This is a genomic window from Rhodococcus sp. NPDC057297 (genome assembly GCF_042667435.1).
Classification (GTDB): Bacteria; Actinomycetota; Actinomycetes; order Mycobacteriales; family Mycobacteriaceae; genus Rhodococcoides.
In genome coordinates this window covers 502,265-521,251 of record NZ_JBHUZE010000004.1, presented here as the reverse complement: position 1 = coordinate 521,251, position 18,987 = coordinate 502,265, and the positions used below count along the sequence as shown (strand labels likewise).

18 protein-coding genes and 1 tRNA gene are annotated in these 18,987 nt (G+C 65.0%); 13 read left to right on the top strand and 6 right to left on the bottom strand.

The features are described 5' to 3' along the window. Window positions 1–11 precede the first annotated feature (11 nt). Window positions 12–854 (bottom strand): undecaprenyl-diphosphate phosphatase, encoded by an 843-nt coding sequence (locus ACFULT_RS15885; protein ID WP_170945362.1) that lies wholly within the window; start codon window positions 852–854, stop codon window positions 12–14. 207 nt (window positions 855–1,061) lie between these two features. Here ACFULT_RS15885 and ACFULT_RS15880 point away from each other — a divergent pair, with 207 nt between their 5' ends. From ACFULT_RS15880 to ACFULT_RS15865, 4 genes are read left to right on the top strand one after another with little or no spacing between them, the layout of a single operon-like run. Continuing rightward, window positions 1,062–1,994, top strand: coding sequence for an aldo/keto reductase (locus ACFULT_RS15880; protein WP_037113251.1), 933 nt, complete (start codon window positions 1,062–1,064; stop codon window positions 1,992–1,994). Between the two features lie 25 nt (window positions 1,995–2,019). Next, window positions 2,020–3,060 carry a hemin ABC transporter substrate-binding protein gene (locus tag ACFULT_RS15875; protein WP_371828898.1) on the top strand — a complete coding sequence of 347 codons (1,041 nt, stop codon included), beginning with the start codon at window positions 2,020–2,022 and terminating at the stop codon, window positions 3,058–3,060. Further along, window positions 3,060–4,127, top strand: a complete 1,068-nt coding sequence (locus ACFULT_RS15870) for a FecCD family ABC transporter permease (protein ID WP_378481866.1) — start codon at window positions 3,060–3,062, stop codon at window positions 4,125–4,127. Before ACFULT_RS15875 ends, ACFULT_RS15870 begins: the two co-directional genes overlap by 1 nt. Next, window positions 4,118–4,978, top strand: coding sequence for a heme ABC transporter ATP-binding protein (locus ACFULT_RS15865; RefSeq protein WP_378481865.1), 861 nt, complete (start codon window positions 4,118–4,120; stop codon window positions 4,976–4,978). Before ACFULT_RS15870 ends, ACFULT_RS15865 begins: the two co-directional genes overlap by 10 nt. Here ACFULT_RS15865 and ACFULT_RS15860 read toward each other — a convergent pair. Next, window positions 4,975–5,352 (bottom strand): hypothetical protein, encoded by a 378-nt coding sequence (locus ACFULT_RS15860; RefSeq protein WP_378481864.1) that lies wholly within the window; start codon window positions 5,350–5,352, stop codon window positions 4,975–4,977. The two genes, ACFULT_RS15865 and ACFULT_RS15860, sit on opposite strands and share 4 nt — an antisense overlap. Window positions 5,353–5,562: 210 nt before the next feature. On the opposite strand from ACFULT_RS15860, the gene ACFULT_RS15855 reads away from it, so the two are divergent. The 3 genes from ACFULT_RS15855 (at window position 5,563) to ACFULT_RS15845 (ending at window position 7,977) form a co-directional block, all read left to right on the top strand. After that, complete coding sequence (locus tag ACFULT_RS15855) at window positions 5,563–6,591, top strand: YncE family protein (protein WP_378481863.1); 1,029 nt, start codon at window positions 5,563–5,565, stop codon at window positions 6,589–6,591. An 84-nt stretch (window positions 6,592–6,675) separates the two neighbouring features. Beyond that, the gene (locus ACFULT_RS15850) at window positions 6,676–6,894 is read left to right on the top strand and encodes a DUF5703 family protein (protein ID WP_037113436.1); all 219 of its coding nucleotides are present in this window, start codon (window positions 6,676–6,678) and stop codon (window positions 6,892–6,894) included. Between the two features lie 15 nt (window positions 6,895–6,909). Then, a complete protein-coding gene (locus ACFULT_RS15845) occupies window positions 6,910–7,977 on the top strand; it encodes a quinone-dependent dihydroorotate dehydrogenase (RefSeq protein ID WP_378481862.1) in 1,068 nt (355 codons plus the stop codon). A gap of 124 nt (window positions 7,978–8,101) precedes the next feature. On the opposite strand, the gene ACFULT_RS15840 is transcribed toward ACFULT_RS15845, so the two are convergent. Continuing rightward, window positions 8,102–8,629 carry a YbhB/YbcL family Raf kinase inhibitor-like protein gene (locus ACFULT_RS15840; RefSeq protein ID WP_037113243.1) on the bottom strand — a complete coding sequence of 176 codons (528 nt, stop codon included), beginning with the start codon at window positions 8,627–8,629 and terminating at the stop codon, window positions 8,102–8,104. A 28-nt stretch (window positions 8,630–8,657) separates the two neighbouring features. Further along, entirely contained in the window at window positions 8,658–10,019 is a 1,362-nt protein-coding gene (locus tag ACFULT_RS15835) for a M20/M25/M40 family metallo-hydrolase (protein WP_080733083.1), read from the bottom strand. A gap of 139 nt (window positions 10,020–10,158) precedes the next feature. Between ACFULT_RS15835 and ACFULT_RS15830 the strand changes: the two genes are divergently transcribed. From ACFULT_RS15830 to ACFULT_RS15810, 5 genes are all read left to right on the top strand, one after another. Next, window positions 10,159–10,247, top strand: a tRNA-Leu gene (locus ACFULT_RS15830). A 132-nt stretch (window positions 10,248–10,379) separates the two neighbouring features. Then, the gene (locus tag ACFULT_RS15825) at window positions 10,380–11,924 is read left to right on the top strand and encodes an SDR family NAD(P)-dependent oxidoreductase (RefSeq protein ID WP_378481861.1); all 1,545 of its coding nucleotides are present in this window, start codon (window positions 10,380–10,382) and stop codon (window positions 11,922–11,924) included. An 83-nt stretch (window positions 11,925–12,007) separates the two neighbouring features. After that, window positions 12,008–13,504 carry a glutamate-cysteine ligase family protein gene (locus ACFULT_RS15820; protein ID WP_094721653.1) on the top strand — a complete coding sequence of 499 codons (1,497 nt, stop codon included), beginning with the start codon at window positions 12,008–12,010 and terminating at the stop codon, window positions 13,502–13,504. A 16-nt stretch (window positions 13,505–13,520) separates the two neighbouring features. After that, window positions 13,521–13,901 carry a DUF2784 domain-containing protein gene (locus tag ACFULT_RS15815; protein ID WP_037113236.1) on the top strand — a complete coding sequence of 127 codons (381 nt, stop codon included), beginning with the start codon at window positions 13,521–13,523 and terminating at the stop codon, window positions 13,899–13,901. Window positions 13,902–13,921: 20 nt separating this feature from the next. After that, window positions 13,922–15,187, top strand: a complete 1,266-nt coding sequence (locus tag ACFULT_RS15810) for a saccharopine dehydrogenase family protein (protein WP_378481860.1) — start codon at window positions 13,922–13,924, stop codon at window positions 15,185–15,187. 25 nt (window positions 15,188–15,212) lie between these two features. On the opposite strand, the gene proP is transcribed toward ACFULT_RS15810, so the two are convergent. Beyond that, on the bottom strand, window positions 15,213–16,697 hold the full coding sequence (gene proP, locus ACFULT_RS15805; RefSeq protein WP_378481859.1) for a glycine betaine/L-proline transporter ProP: 1,485 nt from the start codon (window positions 16,695–16,697) through the stop codon (window positions 15,213–15,215). 215 nt (window positions 16,698–16,912) lie between these two features. On the opposite strand from proP, the gene ACFULT_RS15800 reads away from it, so the two are divergent. Beyond that, a complete protein-coding gene (locus tag ACFULT_RS15800; RefSeq protein WP_176460096.1) occupies window positions 16,913–17,974 on the top strand; it encodes a nucleoside hydrolase in 1,062 nt (353 codons plus the stop codon). Window positions 17,975–17,982: 8 nt separating this feature from the next. On the opposite strand, the gene meaB is transcribed toward ACFULT_RS15800, so the two are convergent. Beyond that, window positions 17,983–18,987 (bottom strand): methylmalonyl Co-A mutase-associated GTPase MeaB, encoded by a 1,005-nt coding sequence (gene meaB / locus ACFULT_RS15795; protein WP_378481858.1) that lies wholly within the window; start codon window positions 18,985–18,987, stop codon window positions 17,983–17,985.

Genomic DNA, 18,987 nt, shown 5'->3' with positions numbered 1-18,987 from the left:
CTGCGCAGCTGTCAGGTCGCGGAGACGACGCCCGCCGACAACAACGCCATGACACCGATGCCGAGAACGATGCGGTAACCGACGAACCAGTACAGCGAGTGGTTCGCCACGAACTTCAGCAGCCACGCGATCGACGCGTAGCCCAGCGCGAACGCGATGATCGTCGCCACCACCAACTGCGCACCCGACGCGTTCAGCCCTTCCCCGGCCGGCTCGAACGCGTCGGGCAGCGAGAACAGGCCGGATGCAGTGACGGCGGGGATCGCCAGCAGGAACGAGAATCGCACGGCGGCCTCGCGCTCCAGACCGAGGAACAAGCCTGCACTGGTCGTCGCTCCGGAACGCGACACGCCTGGAATGAGCGCGAGGCATTGAGCCGCACCCATGACGAGACCGTCACGCGTGGTGATCTTCTCGATGGGACGACGCTTGGTGCCGACGTACTCGGCCACCGCGATGACGATCGCGAACACGATGAGCATGGTCGCGATGAGCCACAGGTTCCGCGCGCCGGTCCGGATCTGGTCCTTGAACAGAATGCCGAGGACACCGATGGGAACGGTAGCGATGATGACGTACCAGCCGAGCCGGTAATCGAGATCTCGCTTCGCCTTGTCCAGCAACCCGGCGAACCACGCCTTGACGATGCGAACGATGTCGCGCCAGAAGAAGAGGAGCACCGCAGCTTCCGTGCCGAGCTGGCTCACGGCAGTGAACGACGCGCCTGCGTCGTCGCCGAAGAACACCTCCGACACGATTCTCAGGTGCCCCGACGACGAGATCGGGAGGAACTCGGTCAGCCCCTGGACAGCTCCGAGAATGATCGCCTGCAACCAGGTCATCGACTCGCCGATCACTGGCGCACCCCCGCATGACCCGATTCCCCGAGCACGTCGAAACCTGGTCCCTCTACACATTTCACGGCCACGACGGTACCCGGCAGCGCACTGCCGCACAGGCCGACACACGCGGACGAGCCGCGGCAAGCTCGCATCGACGGGGCGGGCGCACTACTGTGCTCATCTGGCGCCGGACACAACGTGAGGAATCTCGAGAACACCATGAAGCAGAGATCTGTCGGATCCAGTGGCCTGCGCGTATCCCGACTCGGTCTCGGAACTCTCGGCTGGGGTAGCGGAACGGACGGCGACGACGCCGCCGCGCAGCTGTCGGCATTCGCCGAGGCCGGTGGAACACTCGTCGACTCGTCTCCGTCCTACGGCGAAGGCCGCGCGCAACGCGTACTCGCCGAGGTACTCGACGACGTCGTTCCCCGGCGCGAACTGATCGTGAGCAGCGCAGCGGGAGTAATCACCACCGGTGGGCGCTACCGCGTCGACTGCTCACGCCGATCGTTGCTCGACCAACTCGAGAACACGCTGCGCGAACTCGGCACCGAGTACCTGGACCTGTGGCAGGTCGGGGCTTGGGACGAACACACCCCCGTCGACGAGATCGCCTCGACCTTGGATTACGCGGTGACGAGCGGAAAGGTGCGGTACGTCGGCGCCCGCGGTTATCTCGGTTGGCAGTTGGCGACGGCGGCGGGCGCGGCCGGTGCAGGACGAATCGTCGCGACGCAGGCCGAGTACTCGCTGCTCGCACGCGGGATCGAGGACGAACTTCTGCCCGCCGCGCAGCACCACGGTGTCGGCGTGCTGGCAGCAATTCCGCTTGCGGGAGGGGTGCTGACGGGAAAGTACAGCCACGGCACGCCTGCCGATTCGCGCGGCGCCGACGACGCCTATGCCGAGTCGATCGCCGGGTACTTGACCGACAGCGCCGCGAACGTCGTCGAAGCCGCAGTCACGGCTGCGAGCGGCTTGAAGACATCCCCGCTCACCGTGGCCCTCGCCTGGGCACGCGACAGGCCAGGGGTGGCGTCGGCGATCGTCGGTGCGCGTGATCTTGCGCAGCTCACCGGCATCCTGGTCGTCGAGGACCTGGAACTCCCCCGCGCCATCACGTCCGCACTCGACGACGTCAGCAGCTGAGTCAACTCAGGCTAACCTTGTCTGCGTGAACTTCTCGTCGACACCGCAACGGTTTCTGCGTCGCTCGGCCGTGGGTGCTGTCGTGGCGGCTACCGTGTTCGCCTCGGTAGCGTGCTCCGGCCCCGACCAGCAGGCGGACTCCACAGCGGGTTCCATCGGTCCGCGTACCGCCGTGATCGCCGATCCCGATCCGGAACCCGTCGACGCCCAGCAGCAGCCGACTCTGCCGGTGACGGTCCGCGGTGTCGACGGAACCGACGTCACGATCACAGACGCCAGCCGCATCGTCGCAGCCGATCAATACGGAACGCTCACCACCACGGTCTATGCGCTCGGGCTCGGCGACAACCTCGTCGGTCGGGACACGTCCGCAGAGTTCCCGGCCGTCGCCGGTGTTGCCGATGTCACGCCGAACGGCCATTCGCTCAGCGCCGAATCCATCCTCGCGCTCGCCCCGACGGTAGTTCTCACCGATACCAGTGTCGGCCCACGCGGAGTGCAGGATCAGCTCCGTGCGGCCGGTATCCCCGTCGTCTTCTTCGATCCGACCCGAACGATGGACACGGTCGGGGACCAGATCGTGTCCGTGGCGAACGCTCTGGGGGTACCCGAGCGCGGCGCAGCCCTCGCACAGCGCACCGAGGCCGAAATCGCCGAGGCATCGTCGAGTGCACCCAGCGGCGGTGAGCCGGTGAAGATCGCGTTCCTCTACATGCGCGGCCCGGCGATCAAGATGCTCGCCGGGCCCGGGTCAGGAGCCGACGCACTCATCGCCGGTCTCGGCGCGGAAGACGCAGGCACCGCATCGGGTCTGACCGAACAGTTCGTCCCGATCACCAGCGAAGCCCTCATCGCCGCCGCACCGGACGTCATCCTCATGATGTCCGGTGGACTCGACTCGATCGGCGGGATCGACGGCCTCGCACAGGTACCCGGCATCGCACAGACACCGGCGGGGCAGGCCGAGCGCATCGTCGACATGGCCGACGGTGTCGTTCTCAGCTTCGGCCCCAACACCGGCAAAGTTCTGAGCGCGCTGGCCGAGGCCGTCTACGCGCCCGCTTGATGGACACATCGACTGCAGCCGCGCCGACACGCGCTCGGCTCCGTACCACCGTCGTCTTCGCCGTCCTGACGATCCTTGCCGTCGGACTCGCGGTGTATTCGGCGTGCGTCGGTCAGGTTCCGACGACGCCACTCGAAGTGGTGGGCAGCGTCCTGCATCGGATCGGCCTCGACGTCGGGCCCATGCCCGCCCACCCCAGTGGGGAAGTCACCCTGTGGCAGGTTCGCTTTCCCCGCATCGTTCTCGGTGCCGTCGTCGGAGCCTGCCTCGGCACAGCCGGTGCCCTGTTGCAGGGAGTGTTCGCCAATCCGCTCGCCGAACCAGGAGTGATCGGCGTGTCCTCGGGCGCAGCTGTCGGAGCGTCCTCGGTGTTCGTTCTCGGAGGAGCGTTCGCCGGGGTGTGGTCGGTCGCCACCGCCGCATTTCTCGGCGGGTTGATCACGACGGTGCTCGTGTACGTGTTGGCCCGAGGCGGTGGCCGGACGGAGGTGGTCACGCTGATCCTCACCGGCGTTGCGATCAACGCGTTCGCCGGCGGACTCATCGCGTTCTTCACGTTCGTCGCCTCACCCGCAGCGCGCGATCAGATCGTCTTCTGGCAACTCGGATCGCTCTCGGGCGCGACGTGGCAGGCAGTCGGGGTCGTGGCGCCGCTCGCCGTCGTCGGAATCGGTGCGTCCCTCGCCCTGGCACGACGACTGGACCTGCTCTCACTCGGTGAGAACGTCGCCCGGCACCTCGGCGTGAACGTGGAACGACTGCGACAGACCGCCATCGTCATCGTGGCCGTTCTGGTCGCCTCCGGGGTCGCGTTCACCGGAATCATTCTGTTCGTCGGCCTCGTCGTCCCACATCTGATGCGCATGCTGCTCGGTCCGGCCCATCGAACGCTGGTTCCGGCGAGCGCACTGTGCGGTGCCGTCGTTCTTCTCGCGTCGGATCTGCTCGCACGAACGCTCGTCGACAACGTGGACATGCCCCTCGGCATGATCACGTCACTGATCGGCGCACCGTTCTTCTTCTGGATGCTGCGTAGAACTCGCGCCAAGCAAGGCGGATGGGCATGACACTGTTTCGACGGAACCGGGACCTTCCCGACGACGTGACGGCCGGAACCGTGACCATGAGCACCGCCGGAGTCACCGCCGTCCGTTCCGGTCGGGAAGTCCTCGGCGGCGTCGACATCGACGTCGTCGCCGGCGAAGTTCTGACACTGGTCGGGCCGAACGGCGCAGGCAAATCCACACTGCTGGCCGTACTCACCGGCGAACTCCGACCTGCCGCCGGGTCGGTCGAACTGCACGGACGATCGCTCGCCCACTGGTCGGATCTCGACGCCGCGAGACGCCGTGCGGTTCTCCCTCAGCAGCACACCGTCGGGTTCTCCTTCACCGCGCTCCAGGTCGTCCGCATGGGAAGGGCACCGTGGACGGGCACGGACGAAGCAGAGAACGACGATGCCGCGGTCGCCCTCGCCATGAAGCACTGCGATGTTTCGGAATTCGCGGATCGCCCGTTCGCCGGTCTGTCCGGCGGCGAGCGCGCCCGTGTATCACTGGCGCGGGTGCTGGCGCAGAGAACCTCTACGCTGTTGCTCGACGAACCGACCGCCGCGTTGGACATCGGCCATCAGGAAACCGTCATGTCCGTGGCACGTGACCGTGCTCGCCGCGGAGACGCAGTCGTCGTAGTCCTGCACGATCTCGCGCTGGCAGCCGCCTACTCCGACCGAATCGCGATCCTCGACTGCGGCGCCCTGGTCGCGGTCGGATCTCCGCGGTCGACTCTGAACGAGGAGCTTCTGACCCGCGTGTACGGCCACCGCGTGGAGGTGTTCGACCATCCGCGTACCGGCGGATTGCTGGTGCTACCCGTCCGCGGTGATCGAGCGGAGGGTTCGCCGCGAGTTGGGTACTAGATGGACGCCATCACCGAACCGACTCGGCCCAGAAACGATCGGACAGCCGAGGATTCCTTTGCGTCCGTGCCGAGCGAATCGGCGGAACCGACCGCGTCTCTGACCGCCGCGACGATGCTTCGTTCGTCGGTCAGATCGATCTCGGTGACCGACTGCTCCGCGACTGCCGTCACGTCGGAGCGGTCCGGAACCGGCGACGGAAGATCCGCTCGATAAATCTCGAGGTACAGCGTCCTCTTGTACACGCGAAACGCGAACGGCCTGTTGTCCTCGGTGCTGCCGAACCCACTCGCCTGAGCCCCCGTGCTGACCTGCTCCACCTGGAACGTCGCGACACCCACCGCGTCGCTGTCGTTTTCGGTCGCCAACTCCACTCCTCGTACTCTCGACGGTCCTGGGTCTCGACGGAACAGGGTCTCGACGGTCCTGGGTCTCGACGGAACAGGGTGCCGAATCACGGTACCGCCGAGGTGTCCACGCTCGGTCACCGGAGGTCCGGCGAACACCGCTCATCGATCGTCAGGCAAGGTGAACGGGTGCACCGACGGTGCTGACAGCGCCCCGAGAGAAGGATTTGCGGATCGATGAACGCTCGACACACCCCGTGGCATCTACTAGCCGCGGCCGCATCCGCATGTCTGCTGGTAGCCGGATGCTCGGACTCCGGGTCCGGCTCGTCGGACGAACCGGACGCGGTCGACCTCGAACCCCTCACCGGCATAACGTCGCCCGAAACGTCGACTCCCCCGAGCGGTTCGGTCGTTCTTTCCCCCTCCGGACTGCATTCCACCACATTCGAACCGGCGACGCGCAGCATCGTCGCGCTCGACGATGCGCGCACCGCTCTGACGGTCTTCGATGCCGACGACGCAGCCGTCCCGCCGCGGTCGGTTCCGCTTCCCGGTGAGGCGGCCGATGTGGTCCCCGGTTCCGACGGCATCGTGCTTGCCCCCATGAACGGCGGCCTCGCCGCGATCGATCTCCGCAGCTCGGAGATTCGAAACGTGGACATCGGCAGCAACCTTCTCAGCGCAGCCACTCTCTCGGACGGCACCGTCGTCGCGGGCGACGACAGTGGCAGTATTCATATCGTCGACTTCGACGCGAACCGATCACAGTCCATCGGTGGCCTCACATCGGTCGACGCGCTTGCCTCCACCGAGCACGGGTTGGCCGCTCTGGACCGTCACCAGACCTCGTTGACCGAGGTGGACGTCGACGACCGATCCCTCGGCCTCGCCCTCAGAGCGGGCACCGGCGCTGCGCACCTCGATACCGACGAGTACGGACGGATTCTCGTCACGGATGCCGCAGGCGGAGAACTGCTGGTGTACTCGTCCGACGATCTTCTGCTTCGCCAGCGTTTTCCGGTCGGTGCGCAGCCGTGGGCCGTCGCCTACGATGACAAGTCCGACACGGTGTGGGTGACCACTCCAGCGGACAACGAGGTGGTCGGTTACACGTTGGACACAGGAATTCCCGTCGAGTCGCACAGGTTCTCCACGGTGAGACAGCCGGACTCCATCACGGTCGACCCGCAAACGGGCGATCTCTACGTGGGGTCCGCTACCGGAGAAGGTCTGCAGCGAATCGACACCGCCGAACAGGGCTGATCCTGTAAAACGCTCACGGCGGGTCGACGGCGCACGGCACGTAGAAGGGCGCAGCGTTTGAAGAACAACAGCACACGCAGCAGAATGCCTGCGGAGTGGGAGTCCGGGTCCGACGACTGGGAGTACATTCCGTTGCGTCTGCCGCCTGATGTCACACGGGTGACCGCATCCATGAGACTGGCGATCCAAGCCGAGTTCGGTGGCTGGGAACTCTCCCGTGTGCGCCTGTACACCGACGGCAGCCGCAAGGTACTGCTCAAACGTAAGAAAACTGCACACCACATCCCGGACCCGGGAATCTAGGTCGAAAGAAGGCTCGTGTACCGCGCTCTGCTTCGCTTGATGTTCCTTGTCTCCCCGGAACGCATTCACCATCTCGCGTTCTTCGCGATGCGCGCAGCAACGGCGTGGTCACCGATCCGCGCGCTCGTGGCGAAGGTCCTCGTCGTGAACGATCCCGCCCTGAAGAGCACCGCGTTCGGCGTCGACTTCGCAACTCCACTAGGACTTGCCGCAGGTTTCGACAAGAACGCCGACGGAGTCGACGTGTGGGGTCCGCTCGGATTCGGCTTCGCCGAGATCGGCACGGTGACCGCACAGGGACAACCGGGCAACCCGCAGCCACGACTGTTCAGGCTGCCCGCCGACCGCGCACTGATCAACCGCATGGGCTTCAACAACCACGGCGCCGGCCACGCGGCGAACGCTCTGCGTCATCGCCGTGGGGGCATTCCCATCGGGGCGAACATCGGCAAGACGAAGGTGACTCCCGCGTCCGAAGCCGCAGCGGACTACACCGCCAGTGCGACTCTCCTCGGGCCACTCGCGGACTTCGTCGTGGTGAACGTCAGTTCCCCCAACACTCCAGGTCTTCGCGACCTTCAAGCAGTGGAATCGTTGCGTCCGATCCTGACGGCCGTCCAAGCGGTCGTATCGGTACCGGTACTGGTCAAGATCGCACCGGACCTTCTCGACGAGGACATCGACGCGGTCGCCGACCTCGCCGTCGAACTCGGTCTCGACGGAATCGTGGCCACCAACACGACGATCGGCCGCTCCGGGTTGCGGACGCCGGCCGACTCGGTGGACACCATCGGGGCCGGCGGACTGTCCGGTGCACCACTGGCCGATCGGTCCTTGGATGTCCTCAGGAAGCTGTACACCCGTGTCGGAGGATCCATCGCACTGGTATCGGTCGGAGGAATCGAGACACCCGATCAGGCATGGGACCGCATCACGGCCGGCGCGTCACTGGTTCAGGGCTATACCGGTTTCATCTACGGCGGGCCGTTCTGGATGCGGTCGATCAACCGAGGGATCGCGAAGCGACTCCGTGCCGAAGGATTCGACACTCTCGCCGACGCGGTGGGCTCTGCACACAGATAAATCCGAACATCTGCCAAATCCGAACATCTGCCAAATCCGAACATCTGCGAAATCGGACGACGGCACTGGGAACTGCGCCCGTTCCGCCCGCACCACAGCGGGCGGAACGGGCGCAGTCGTACACTCAGGCTTCGTAGGTCGCGGTCAGCAGTGCCCTGCCGATCGCATGTGAGAACAGGTTGAATCCTAGGTAGGCCGGCGTCGCTGTCTCGTCGACCTCCAGTCTTTCCACATCGACGGCGTGCACCGCGAAGATGTAGCGGTGAGGTCCGTGACCGGCGGGGGGTGCAGCGCCGATGTAGCGGAACAGCCCCGCGTCGTTCTTCAGCGTCAGCGCAGTACTCGGGATGCCGGTGCCGCCGTCATCTCCTGCACCGGAGACGAGCGACGTCGTCGATACCGGGATGTTCGCCACTGCCCAATGCCAGAATCCGGAGGCGGTGGGCGCGTCCGGGTCGTAGGCGGTGACGACGAAGCTCTTGGTCTCGTCGGGGAATCCGGACCACGACAACTGAGGTGAATTGTCGTGGCCGCCTGCACCCATGATGCCGCTGACCTGCTGCGTCGCCAGAGTTCCACCATCGGTGACGTCTTCTGACGTCAGCTCGAACGTGGCAAGCGACGGGAGTGATGCATAGGGGTCGTACGTCACGTGATCAGCCCTCTCGATGTATTTCTTTTCAGCTGTGGAGCAAGAAGTGTTCCAATACCTGTGTACCGAACTCGAGCGAACTGACGGGTACCCGCTCGTCCACGCCGTGGAAAAGTGCCGCGAAATCCAGTTCGGGTGGCAGTTTCAGCGGTGCGAAACCGAAGCACCTGATACCCAGCTTTGCGAACGCTTTCGCATCGGTGCCACCGGACAGCATGTAGGGGACGGTTCGGCCGTTCTCGTCGTGGGCAAGCACGGCATCGTTCATCGCGTCGACGAGGTGCCCGTCGAACGTCGTCTCGTAGGAGTCGAGTTTGGTGACCCATTCCCGCTCGACGTTGGGCCCGATCAGCTCGTCGACCTCGCGTTCGAACTCAGCCTGCCTGCCGGGAACGACACGGCAGTCGACCATGGCTTCTGCAGTCTGGGGGATGACGTTGGCCTTGTAACCGGCCTTCAGCATCGTCGGGTTGGCGGTGTCCCGAAGCGTGGCACCGACGATCCGCGCGATGCTTCCGAGCTTCTGTAGCGTGCCGTCGAGGTCGGGCGAGGTCGGGTCGAAGTCGAGCCCCGTTTCCTCGGCTACCGCGGACAGGAACTCCGCGACGGAGTCGGAGATGACGAGCGGAAAGGTGTGATTGCCCAACTTCGCGACCGCTTCCGCGAGGTAGGTGACGGCGTTCTCGTCGTGCAGGAACGATCCATGGCCGGCGCGAGCTTTCGCGGTCAGCTTCATCCACCCGAGACCTTTCTCCGCCGTCTCGACCATGTAGAGCCGCTTCTCGGTGCCGTCCGGTCTGGCGACGGTCAGAGAGAACCCTCCTACCTCGCCGACGGCTTCGGTGACGCCTTCGAACAGGTCGGGACGATGCTCGACGAGCCACTGCGAACCCCACCGTCCGCCGTTCTCCTCGTCGGCGAGAAACGCGAACATGATGTTGCGCGGTGGCACCGTGCCGTTGGATTTGAACTGCCGTGCCAACGCGAGCGCCATACCGACCATGTCCTTCATGTCCACGGCACCGCGGCCCCAGACGTATCCGTCCTCGACGGCGCCGGAGAACGGATGAACGCTCCAGTCGGCCGGTTCGGCCGGAACGACGTCGAGGTGACCATGAATCAGCAACGTCCCTCTGCTGGGGTCCGCGCCCGGCAGCGTCGCGAAGACGTTGCCGCGACCGGGTGCGCCGGACTCGACGTATTCGGTGTCGTATCCCACTTCCTGAAGCTTGTGCGCAACCCACTCGGCGCACTCCTTCTCGCCCTTGGTCGTCGCGAGTTCCCCGGTGTTCGACGTGTCGAATCTGATCAGCGAACTGACGAGATCCACGACCTCGTCGAGCGCGGTGGTGTGTACGGGACTGGCAGGTGAATTATCGGAAGAAGACACATCACTTTCCTACCACCAGTCTTCGGGCGTCGGGCGAACTGACGTGCGGATTTGGGCGATCGGGCACCCTTGCTATATCTTTGTCGAGCACGCAGCGAGCGGGTGTGCGAACAACTGAACAACATCTGAAGAACATCTGGTCCGAGTGGCGGAATGGCAGACGCGCTAGCTTGAGGTGCTAGTGTCCTATTAACGGACGTGGGGGTTCAAGTCCCCCCTCGGACACCAGGGATCGAGAAGATCCGAGATTTCTGAGTTGAGACAGACGACATAGACCCCGATTCCAGCGGAATCGGGGTCTATGTCGTTGTGTGGGCCTGCGTTGACGACGGTGCGGGCGCAGTGCGAAAGGACAAACCGATGACCGATCCCGAGTTCGACGCCCGGTCCGACACCAATGCCGATGCCGATGCCGATGCCGAATTCGATGCCGAATTCGACGCTGTTTCGACCGCCGCGGAGGGAATCGATCCCGCGGATCTCGAAGCGTGCCTACGGGTGCTGAGGCAGGCGGGATCGTTGGATAAGAATCATCCTGATTCCATTGTCGTGCAAAGGGCCTCGGGTCAGCTTTTCAAGGATTTGAAGCGCTCGCGGCGTATCGCCGCGCGCAACGCGAAGTCGGAAGCCGACCGAGCCGTCGTCGCCTCGACTGCGACCGGTTCGCCGGATCGTATCGACGACGAGACGGCCGGACTGTCGCTGACTGCACGCGCGTCGGGCGAGTACGCGGGAACGCTGATCCGCGCGCGGCCGTGCTACATCTGCAAGCAGCGGTACACCCTCGTCGACGCGTTCTATCACCAACTCTGCCCGGAGTGCGCGGCGTTCAATCGCGGAAAACGTAATGCGCGTACCGATTTGACTGGCCGACGTGCACTGCTCACCGGTGGACGCGCCAAAATCGGTATGTACATCGCTCTGCGACTGTTGCGCGACGGTGCGCACACCACGATCACGACCCGCTTTCCGAACGACGCGGTTCGTCGATTCTCGGCTATGGAGGACAGCGCCGACTGGCTGCATCGCCTTCGGGTCGTCGGCATCGATCTCCGCGATCCGGCGCAGGTGGTGGCGTTGGCGGATTCGGTGGCCGCAGAGGGCCCGTTGGACATTCTCGTCAACAACGCCGCGCAGACGGTGAAGCGCTCCCCCGGTTCCTACAGCGCACTGATCGACGCGGAATCCGAAGCGCTTCCCGCAGGTTCCGACGTCGCGACCATCTCGTTCGGTAAAACCAGCGAAGCGCATCCGGCATCACTCGCGAAATCACTGCCGCACAGCGACGACGGCGCCGTGACCGGCGAGGCGTTGTCGGCCGAGGCGGTCAGTTCCCTTGCGCTGATCGCAGGTTCGGCCACCGCGGAGCGCATCGAGAAGGGAATCGCGATCGACGCCGGTGGCCTGGTGCCGGATCTGGCGGGGACCAACAGCTGGATTCACACGGTCGAGCAGGTCGACCCTGTCGAGTTACTCGAAGTGCAACTGTGCAATTCGGTGGCTCCGTTCATTCTGGTGTCGAGGTTGCGTGCGTCGATGCAGGCGTCGACCGCCCGGCGCAAGTACGTCGTCAACGTCTCCGCGATGGAAGGGCAGTTCAGCCGCGCCTACAAGGGTCCCGGCCATCCGCACACCAACATGGCGAAGGCAGCGCTGAACATGCTGACGCGCACCAGTGCCAAGGAGATGCTCGAGCACGGCATTCTCATGAGCGCTGTGGACACCGGCTGGATCACCGACGAACGACCCCATCCGACGAAAATGCGTCTGGCCGACGAAGGCTTCCACGCACCGTTGGATTTGGTCGACGGTGCGGCTCGCGTCTACGACCCGATCGTGCAGGGCGAGCTCGGCGTGGACCTCTACGGCAAGTTCCTCAAGGACTACCAGCCGTCGCCCTGGTAGTACCCGATCGTCGACGTTTGCCCTGTCATACTCACGGATATACGAGATCCTCGGGGTACGACACGACGGGACGGTGGTCTGCGATGGGTGACGATGTCGAGCAGCGCAAGTTCACCCGGCAGGACCGGCATCGATTCCGACAGAAGGTGCAGGACTGTCTCGACGCACTCGCGATCATGCTCGCGGACGAGACGTTCGACGTCGGTGAGCCACAGATCGGCATGGAAGTCGAGCTCAACCTCGTCGACGAGAACATGGCTCCGTCCATGGCCAACGCCCAAGTGCTCGACGCCATCGCCGATCCCGATTATCAGACCGAGCTCGGGCAGTTCAACATCGAGATCAACGTGGCTCCCAGGCCGTTGTCCGGCAGCAGCATCTCGAATCTCGAGGCCGACCTTCGCCGCTCGCTGAACGAGGCGGACCGACGCGCCCGTGAATCGGGAAGCCGCCTGGTGATGATCGGGATGCTGCCGACGTTGGCGGAGAAGCACTTCGAGCATCGTTGGCTGTCCGCGAACCCCCGCTACGACCTGCTGAACCAGCAAATCTTCGCCGCCCGCGGCGAAGACATCGAATTGCACATCGGTGGAGTCCGGTTGCCCGGCGCGGACGAGCCGGAGGAACTGAAATCGATAACGGACACCATCCTGCCCGAGGCCGCGTGCACGTCCGTCCAACTCCACCTCCAGGTTGCACCCGACGACTTCGCTGCCTACTGGAATGCCGCCCAGGCTCTTGCTGGTGTGCAGGTAGCACTTGCTGCCAACTCACCGTTCCTCGCCGGACGAGCCTTGTGGCACGAGACGCGAATACCGTTGTTCGAACAGGCGACCGACACCAGGCCGCAGGAACTCAAGAATCAGGGCGTGCGCCCCCGGGTCTGGTTCGGCGAACGGTGGATCACCTCGATCTTCGACCTGTTCGAGGAGAACTCGCGCTACTTTCCTGCCCTCCTCCCCGTCTGCAGCGACGAGGACCCCGGAGCTGTTCTCGCCGACGGAGGCACGCCGTCGCTGTCGGAGCTGCGCATGCACAACGGCACCGTGTACCGGTGGAATCGGCCGATCTACGACCGATCCGGTGGAGGTCACCACATTCGCCTCGAGAACCGCGTGCTGCCCGCCGGTCCGTCCGTCGTCGACACCCTCGCCGACGCTGCGTTCTACTACGGCACGGTGCGCGCACTCGCTGACGCCGATCGCCCCTTGTGGAGCCAGATGTCGTACGACGCCGCTGCCGAGAACCTGCATTCGGCCGCGCGCGGGGGCTTCGACTCTCGGCTGTACTGGCCCGAGGTCGGTTGGGTCAGCCCGCAGGAGTTGATCCTGCGCCGGCTGCTCCCCATGGCCGACGCAGGGCTTGCGGCATACGGCGTCGGGGCCGACGTCCGCGACCGCTATCTGGGCGTGGTCGAAGCCCGCTGCCTGAGCCGACGGTCCGGCTCCGTCTGGCAGCGCGACGCCGTCGTCGCGCGGGAGAAGGCCGGACAGACACGCGAGGCAGCACTCGCGGGCATGTTGTCGGACTACGTGGCCCTGATGGGCGAGGGCGATCCCGTCCACACCTGGGCGCTCTGAGGCATACCATTCCCTCATGCTGTATCGGGCGATCGCCGACGTCACCGTGGTGGTCCACCTTGCCTTCATCGCCTATGTCGTGGTGGGCGGATTCTTCGCGTGGAAGTGGCCGCGGACGATATGGCTGCATGCTTGCGCCGCGGGCTGGGGGTTGGCGTCCGTCGCCGTCGGGATCGACTGCCCGCTGACCGCGCTGGAAAACTGGGCGCGCGTGAACTCCGGGGGCGCAGCGCTGGTGTCGACCGGTTTCATCGACCAGTACCTCACCGGAGTGATCTATCCGGACAGCGCACTCGCCGCGGTCCGAGTTGCGGTCGCGGTCACCGTGGTGGCGTCCTGGGCAGGGTTCGTGGTGCTCCGCACCCGCTCACGGGCGGTTCTTCGACTCGGTCAGTGATACGCGTTACTGTCCAGTACATGACCTCGACCGAGCCGACCGATCAACCGTCCACCGACCGCACCTACGACATCGTGGTCTACGGAGCCACCGGATTCGTCGGCCGCCTCACCGCCAAGTACCTCGCCGAGCACGCACCGAGCGGCACCAGAATTGCCCTCGCGGGACGTTCGCGGCAGAAGCTGGAGGCAACGCGGCGATCACTGCCGGGTGCCGCCACCGAGTGGCCGCTCGTCGAAGCCGACTCGACCAACCCCGACGCGCTGCGCTCACTCGCCGAGAGCACCCGCGTCGTGATCACCACGGTCGGCCCGTACGCCAAGTACGGCCTACCTCTGACGACGGTGTGCGCCGAGGCCGGGACCGACTACGTGGACCTCACCGGCGAGGTGTTGTTCGCACGCAAGAGCATCGATGCCAATCACGAGATCGCGCGACGCACCGGTGCACGCATCGTCCACTCCTGTGGGTTCGATTCGGTCCCTTCGGATCTCGGCGTGCACGTGCTCCACGCTGCCGTCGCAGCAGACGACGCAGGCGACCTGACCGACACCACGCTGGTCGTCACGTCGATGCGCGGTGGAGTCAGCGGTGGCACCGTGGATTCGCTGCGAACACAGATCGAGGAAGTCAAGAAGGACGGCTCACTGCGGCGCCTCGCAGCACGGCCGTACTCGCTGAGCCCCGACCGATCGACAGAACCGGACCTCGGCCGCCAGTCCGACGTGGTTCTGGTCAACGGCAAGGACATCGCGCCGGGCGTACGCGGATGGAAGGCGCCGTTCGTCATGGCGTCGTACAACACCCGAGTCGTACGGCGCAGCAACGCACTGCGGGACTGGGCCTACGGCACCGCGTTTCGATACCGCGAGGTCATGTCGGTCGGATCCTCCATCGCGTCGCCCGTCATCGCCGGCGCGGTATCCGCCGGGCTCGGCGCCATGGTGCTCGGTATGACGTTCCTGCCCAAGCCCGTCCTCGACCGCATACTGCCCAAGCCGGGTGACGGGCCGAGCCCCTCCGCGCAGGAGAACGGTCACTTCACGATCGATGTCTACACCACCACGACCACCGGCGCGCACTACCGGTCGCGGGTCAAGGCGTCGGGCGACCCCGGATACAAGGCCACCTCGGTGATGCTGGGCGAATCCGCGCTCGCACTGGTCCACGACAGGGCCGACCTGCCCGGCGGCGGGGGCGTTCTCACCCCGGCGACCGGCCTCGGTGACGCACTGGTGAACCGGCTACGTGCTGCCGGATTCGAGATCTGGGCCAAACAGGTCTAGACGGACCGCGTAGCCGGCGTTCGCCTCAGGCGGCGGGCGCCGGCAGCGCGGAAGCCTCGGAGTACAGCTCCTTGGCCTCGTTCGGCGAATCGACCTGCGGCGGGGACCCTTCCAGAGGTTGAGTGGCGGACTCCCTCAAGAACCCGACCGCGACCAGACCGATCACGCCGGTCAGGATCAGATAGAACGCCGGAATCATCGTGTTTCCCGTCGCGGTCACCAACGCGGAGGTCACCAGCGGTGTGGTGCCGCCGAAGAGCGACACCGACAGATTGAAGCCGATCGACAGGGCCGCATAGCGGACGCGCGTCGGGAAGAGCGCAGGAAGCGTCGAGGCACTCGGCGCGGCGAAGCACGCAAGCACGACACCGAGAACGAGACATCCCACGAGCGGGCCGATCCACCCGCTCTGCTGAACGAGCAGGAAACACGGTATCGCCAGGACGATCTGGGCCACCGCTCCGAACACGAACACCGGCTTGCGGCCGATCCAGTCGGTGAGTCGACCGACGCCGACGATGATCGACACCACGATCACCATCGCGGACAGCACGAGCAGGTCGGCGCTGAGTTGGCTGCGACCGACGACCTCGGTGAAGTAGGTCGGCAGGTAGCTCGTCACCATGTAGTTGGTGACGTTGTACAGCAACACGATTCCCATGCAGATCAGCAGTGCACGCCAGTGCGTGGTGAAGATCTTGCCGATCTCGCGCGCTCCGCTCTCCTGCTGTTTGACCTTGTTGTCGTGATCGTCGAGTTGTTTGCGGAAAGCCGGGGTGTCTTCCAGCTTCAGCCGCAGGTACAGCCCGATGATTCCCATGGGACCCGCGATGAAGAACGGTATACGCCAACCCCATTCGACCATCGTGGCGTCGCCGAGGACGGCGTTGAGAATCGTCACCAGACCCGACCCCATGGCGTATCCCACGAAGGTTCCGAAATCGAGCCAGCTGCCCAGGAATCCGCGTCTCTTGTCCGGTGAGTACTCGGCGATGAACGTCGTCGCTCCCCCGTACTCGCCCCCCGTCGAGAAGCCCTGAACGAGTCGAGCAACGAGCAACAGGATCGGAGCCCAGATGCCGATGGACGCGTAACTCGGAATGAGGCCGACGGCGAGTGTGCCGATCGCCATCATGATCATGGTCGCCGCGAGGACCTTCTGGCGACCGATCCTGTCGCCCAAAGGCCCGAAGAACAGGCCACCGAGCGGACGGACCACGAACGCTGCGGCGAAGGTCGCAAACGTGCTGATCAGCTGGACTCCAGGCGACGCGTCCGGGTAGAACACCTTGCCCAGCGTGGCGGCGAGGTAGCCGTAGACACCGAAGTCGAACCATTCCATCGTGTTGCCGAGCGCCGCCGCGGAGACCGCACGCTTGAGCATCGGCTGGTCGACGACGGTGATCCCGTCCTCGGTCAGTCTCGGTTTACGGTGCATGAGTTTGGCGAACACACCGCGCCTGAGATGTTGGATGTGGTCGTGTCCCCACCGCGGATGCTCGACTGTCATTTACACAACGTTAGCCAGAGCAACAACCAGTCTTCAAACCGCGAACCGTGCGCTCGGCTCGATTTCCGGACGTATCGCCAGGTCAATGACCGATTCCGCCAATTTTGTTGCCGCCAGGGACAATTGAGATCTATCGGGCAGACCGGACATCGTCCGATCTCGTGTCGTCGACCCCGGCTCGACCTGTTCGCGTCCGAGGAAGGCACCATGACACCGTGCCTGAATCCTTACCCGACATCCGCCCGACCGTTCCCCTGATCGTCGACGTCGACACCGGTATCGACGATTCGCTCGCCCTGCTCTATCTGCTGGCAAGTCCGGAAGCGGACATTTTGTCCATCGCGTCCACAGCAGGGAACGTCCCGGTCGATCAGGTTGCCGCGAACAACCTCGCGTGGCTCGACCTGTGCCGCGCGACGGACATCGAGGTGACGCTGGGGGCACAGGCGCCCCTCGTCGCACCGTTGATGACCACGGAGGACACGCACGGACCTCAGGGCATCGGATACGCCGAGCTTCCCGTGTCGACGCGGTCTCTCTCCGCCAGAGACGCCACGACGGCCTGGGTGGAACTCGTGCGCGACCGACCGGGTGAGATCACCGGCCTGGTCACCGGACCGCTGACCAACCTGGCGACGGCCATTCGTGTCGAGCCCGACCTGCCCCGGCTTCTGAAGCGTCTGGTCGTGATGGGCGGCACCTTCTGGCATCCGGGAAACACGACACCGACCAGTGAGTGGAACATCGCCGTCGACCCGGAAGCCGCGGCGGAGGTGTTCGCTGCGTTCTCCGGTCTACCCGCAGATCGCCTCCCGATCGTCTGCCCGCTCGACGTGACCGAGACCATCGAGATGTATCCCTCGCACGTCGAGCGACTCGCGGCACGCGCCGCAAGCACACCGCGGGAGATCATCTCGGAATCGGACGCGCCCTTCACGAGATCGGCCGCATCGAACCCCGTCGTGCGTCACTTCGCCGATGCCGTCCGTTTCTACATGGAATTCCACCGCGAGCACGATCAAGGATTCCTGGCCCACATGCACGATCCGTTCGCAGCCGCCGTGGCACTGAAACCCTCGATCATCGACGTCGTTCCCGCCGTTGTGGACGTGGAACTGACCGGAACGCTGACTCGCGGAACCACCGTGGCCGATCGACGCGGGATGTGGGGCAGACCGAACAATGCGTTGATCGCGACGTCCACCGACCCGGAGGCCTTCTTCGATCAGTTGATCGACCGTGTCGGCGCACTTGCGGAACGCCTGTACCCGCGCTGACCGACAGGTCAGACGCCGTCGAACGCGTCGACGATCTCCTTCGCCGCCAGGGCGGCCGTGAGCGAACCGTCGCGAACCTGTCGTTCGACATCGCCTCGTATCGCCCGGACTGCCGGATTGGATGCCAGTCGTCGCAGCAACTGATCGTTGACCATGGTCCAGGTCCAGTCGACCTGCTGGGTGCGTCGCTTCTCCGCGAACTGACCCGCGTCCGACAACACCTGCTGATGTTTCAGCACTGTGTTCCAGAAGTCGTCGAGGCCGATCTTCTCGAGGGCACTCATCGTCAGGACCGGCGGATGCCAGATCGCGTCGTGCGGGTAGATCATCCGTAGCGCCCCCGACAGCTCGCGCGCCGCGCTCTTCGCCTCGATCGCGTGTTTGCCGTCGGCCTTGTTGACGGCCACGAGGTCGGCGAGTTCGAGAACGCCCTTCTTGATGCCCTGCAGCTGATCGCCGGTGCGCGCGAGGGTCAGAAACGCGAAGCAGTCCACCATGTTGGCCACCGTGACCTCGGACTGCCCGACACCGACGGTCTCGACGAGGATGACGTCGAAACCTGCCGCCTCGAGGAGCACGATCGTCTCGCGTGTCGCCCGTGCCACTCCTCCGAGCGTCCCCGACGTCGGGGACGGCCTGATGTACGCGTCCTTCTGAACCGCCAGGTTCGCCATTCGAGTCTTGTCACCGAGGATCGACCCACCGGTCCTCGTCGACGACGGATCCACCGCCAGCACCGCAACTCGATGCCCCTTGCCGATCAGGTACATCCCGAGTGCGTCGATGAACGTGGATTTGCCCACCCCGGGAACGCCGGTGATTCCGACGCGATGCGAGCCACCGGCCTTGGGCAGCAACTGCAGCAGCAGCTGCTGAGCCAGGTCTCGGTGGTCGTCTCGCGTCGACTCCACCAGAGTGATCGCGCGAGCCAACCCCGACCGTTCGCCGGACAGTACCGACCTCGCGACCGCATCGATGTCGATCGTGCGACCACCTCTGTTGGGAGAACTCAT

Coding starts and splice junctions, on each gene's coding strand:
- meaB (WP_378481858.1), bottom strand. CDS start 18,987: ATGAGTTCTCCCAACAGAGGTGGTCGCACGATCGACATCGATGCGGTC.
- ACFULT_RS15825 (WP_378481861.1), top strand. CDS start 10,380: ATGACCGATCCCGAGTTCGACGCCCGGTCCGACACCAATGCCGATGCC.
- proP (WP_378481859.1), bottom strand. CDS start 16,697: ATGACAGTCGAGCATCCGCGGTGGGGACACGACCACATCCAACATCTC.
- ACFULT_RS15855 (WP_378481863.1), top strand. CDS start 5,563: ATGAACGCTCGACACACCCCGTGGCATCTACTAGCCGCGGCCGCATCC.
- ACFULT_RS15810 (WP_378481860.1), top strand. CDS start 13,922: ATGACCTCGACCGAGCCGACCGATCAACCGTCCACCGACCGCACCTAC.
- ACFULT_RS15820 (WP_094721653.1), top strand. CDS start 12,008: ATGGGTGACGATGTCGAGCAGCGCAAGTTCACCCGGCAGGACCGGCAT.
- ACFULT_RS15850 (WP_037113436.1), top strand. CDS start 6,676: ATGCCTGCGGAGTGGGAGTCCGGGTCCGACGACTGGGAGTACATTCCG.
- ACFULT_RS15815 (WP_037113236.1), top strand. CDS start 13,521: ATGCTGTATCGGGCGATCGCCGACGTCACCGTGGTGGTCCACCTTGCC.
- ACFULT_RS15880 (WP_037113251.1), top strand. CDS start 1,062: ATGAAGCAGAGATCTGTCGGATCCAGTGGCCTGCGCGTATCCCGACTC.
- ACFULT_RS15870 (WP_378481866.1), top strand. CDS start 3,060: ATGGACACATCGACTGCAGCCGCGCCGACACGCGCTCGGCTCCGTACC.
- ACFULT_RS15865 (WP_378481865.1), top strand. CDS start 4,118: ATGGGCATGACACTGTTTCGACGGAACCGGGACCTTCCCGACGACGTG.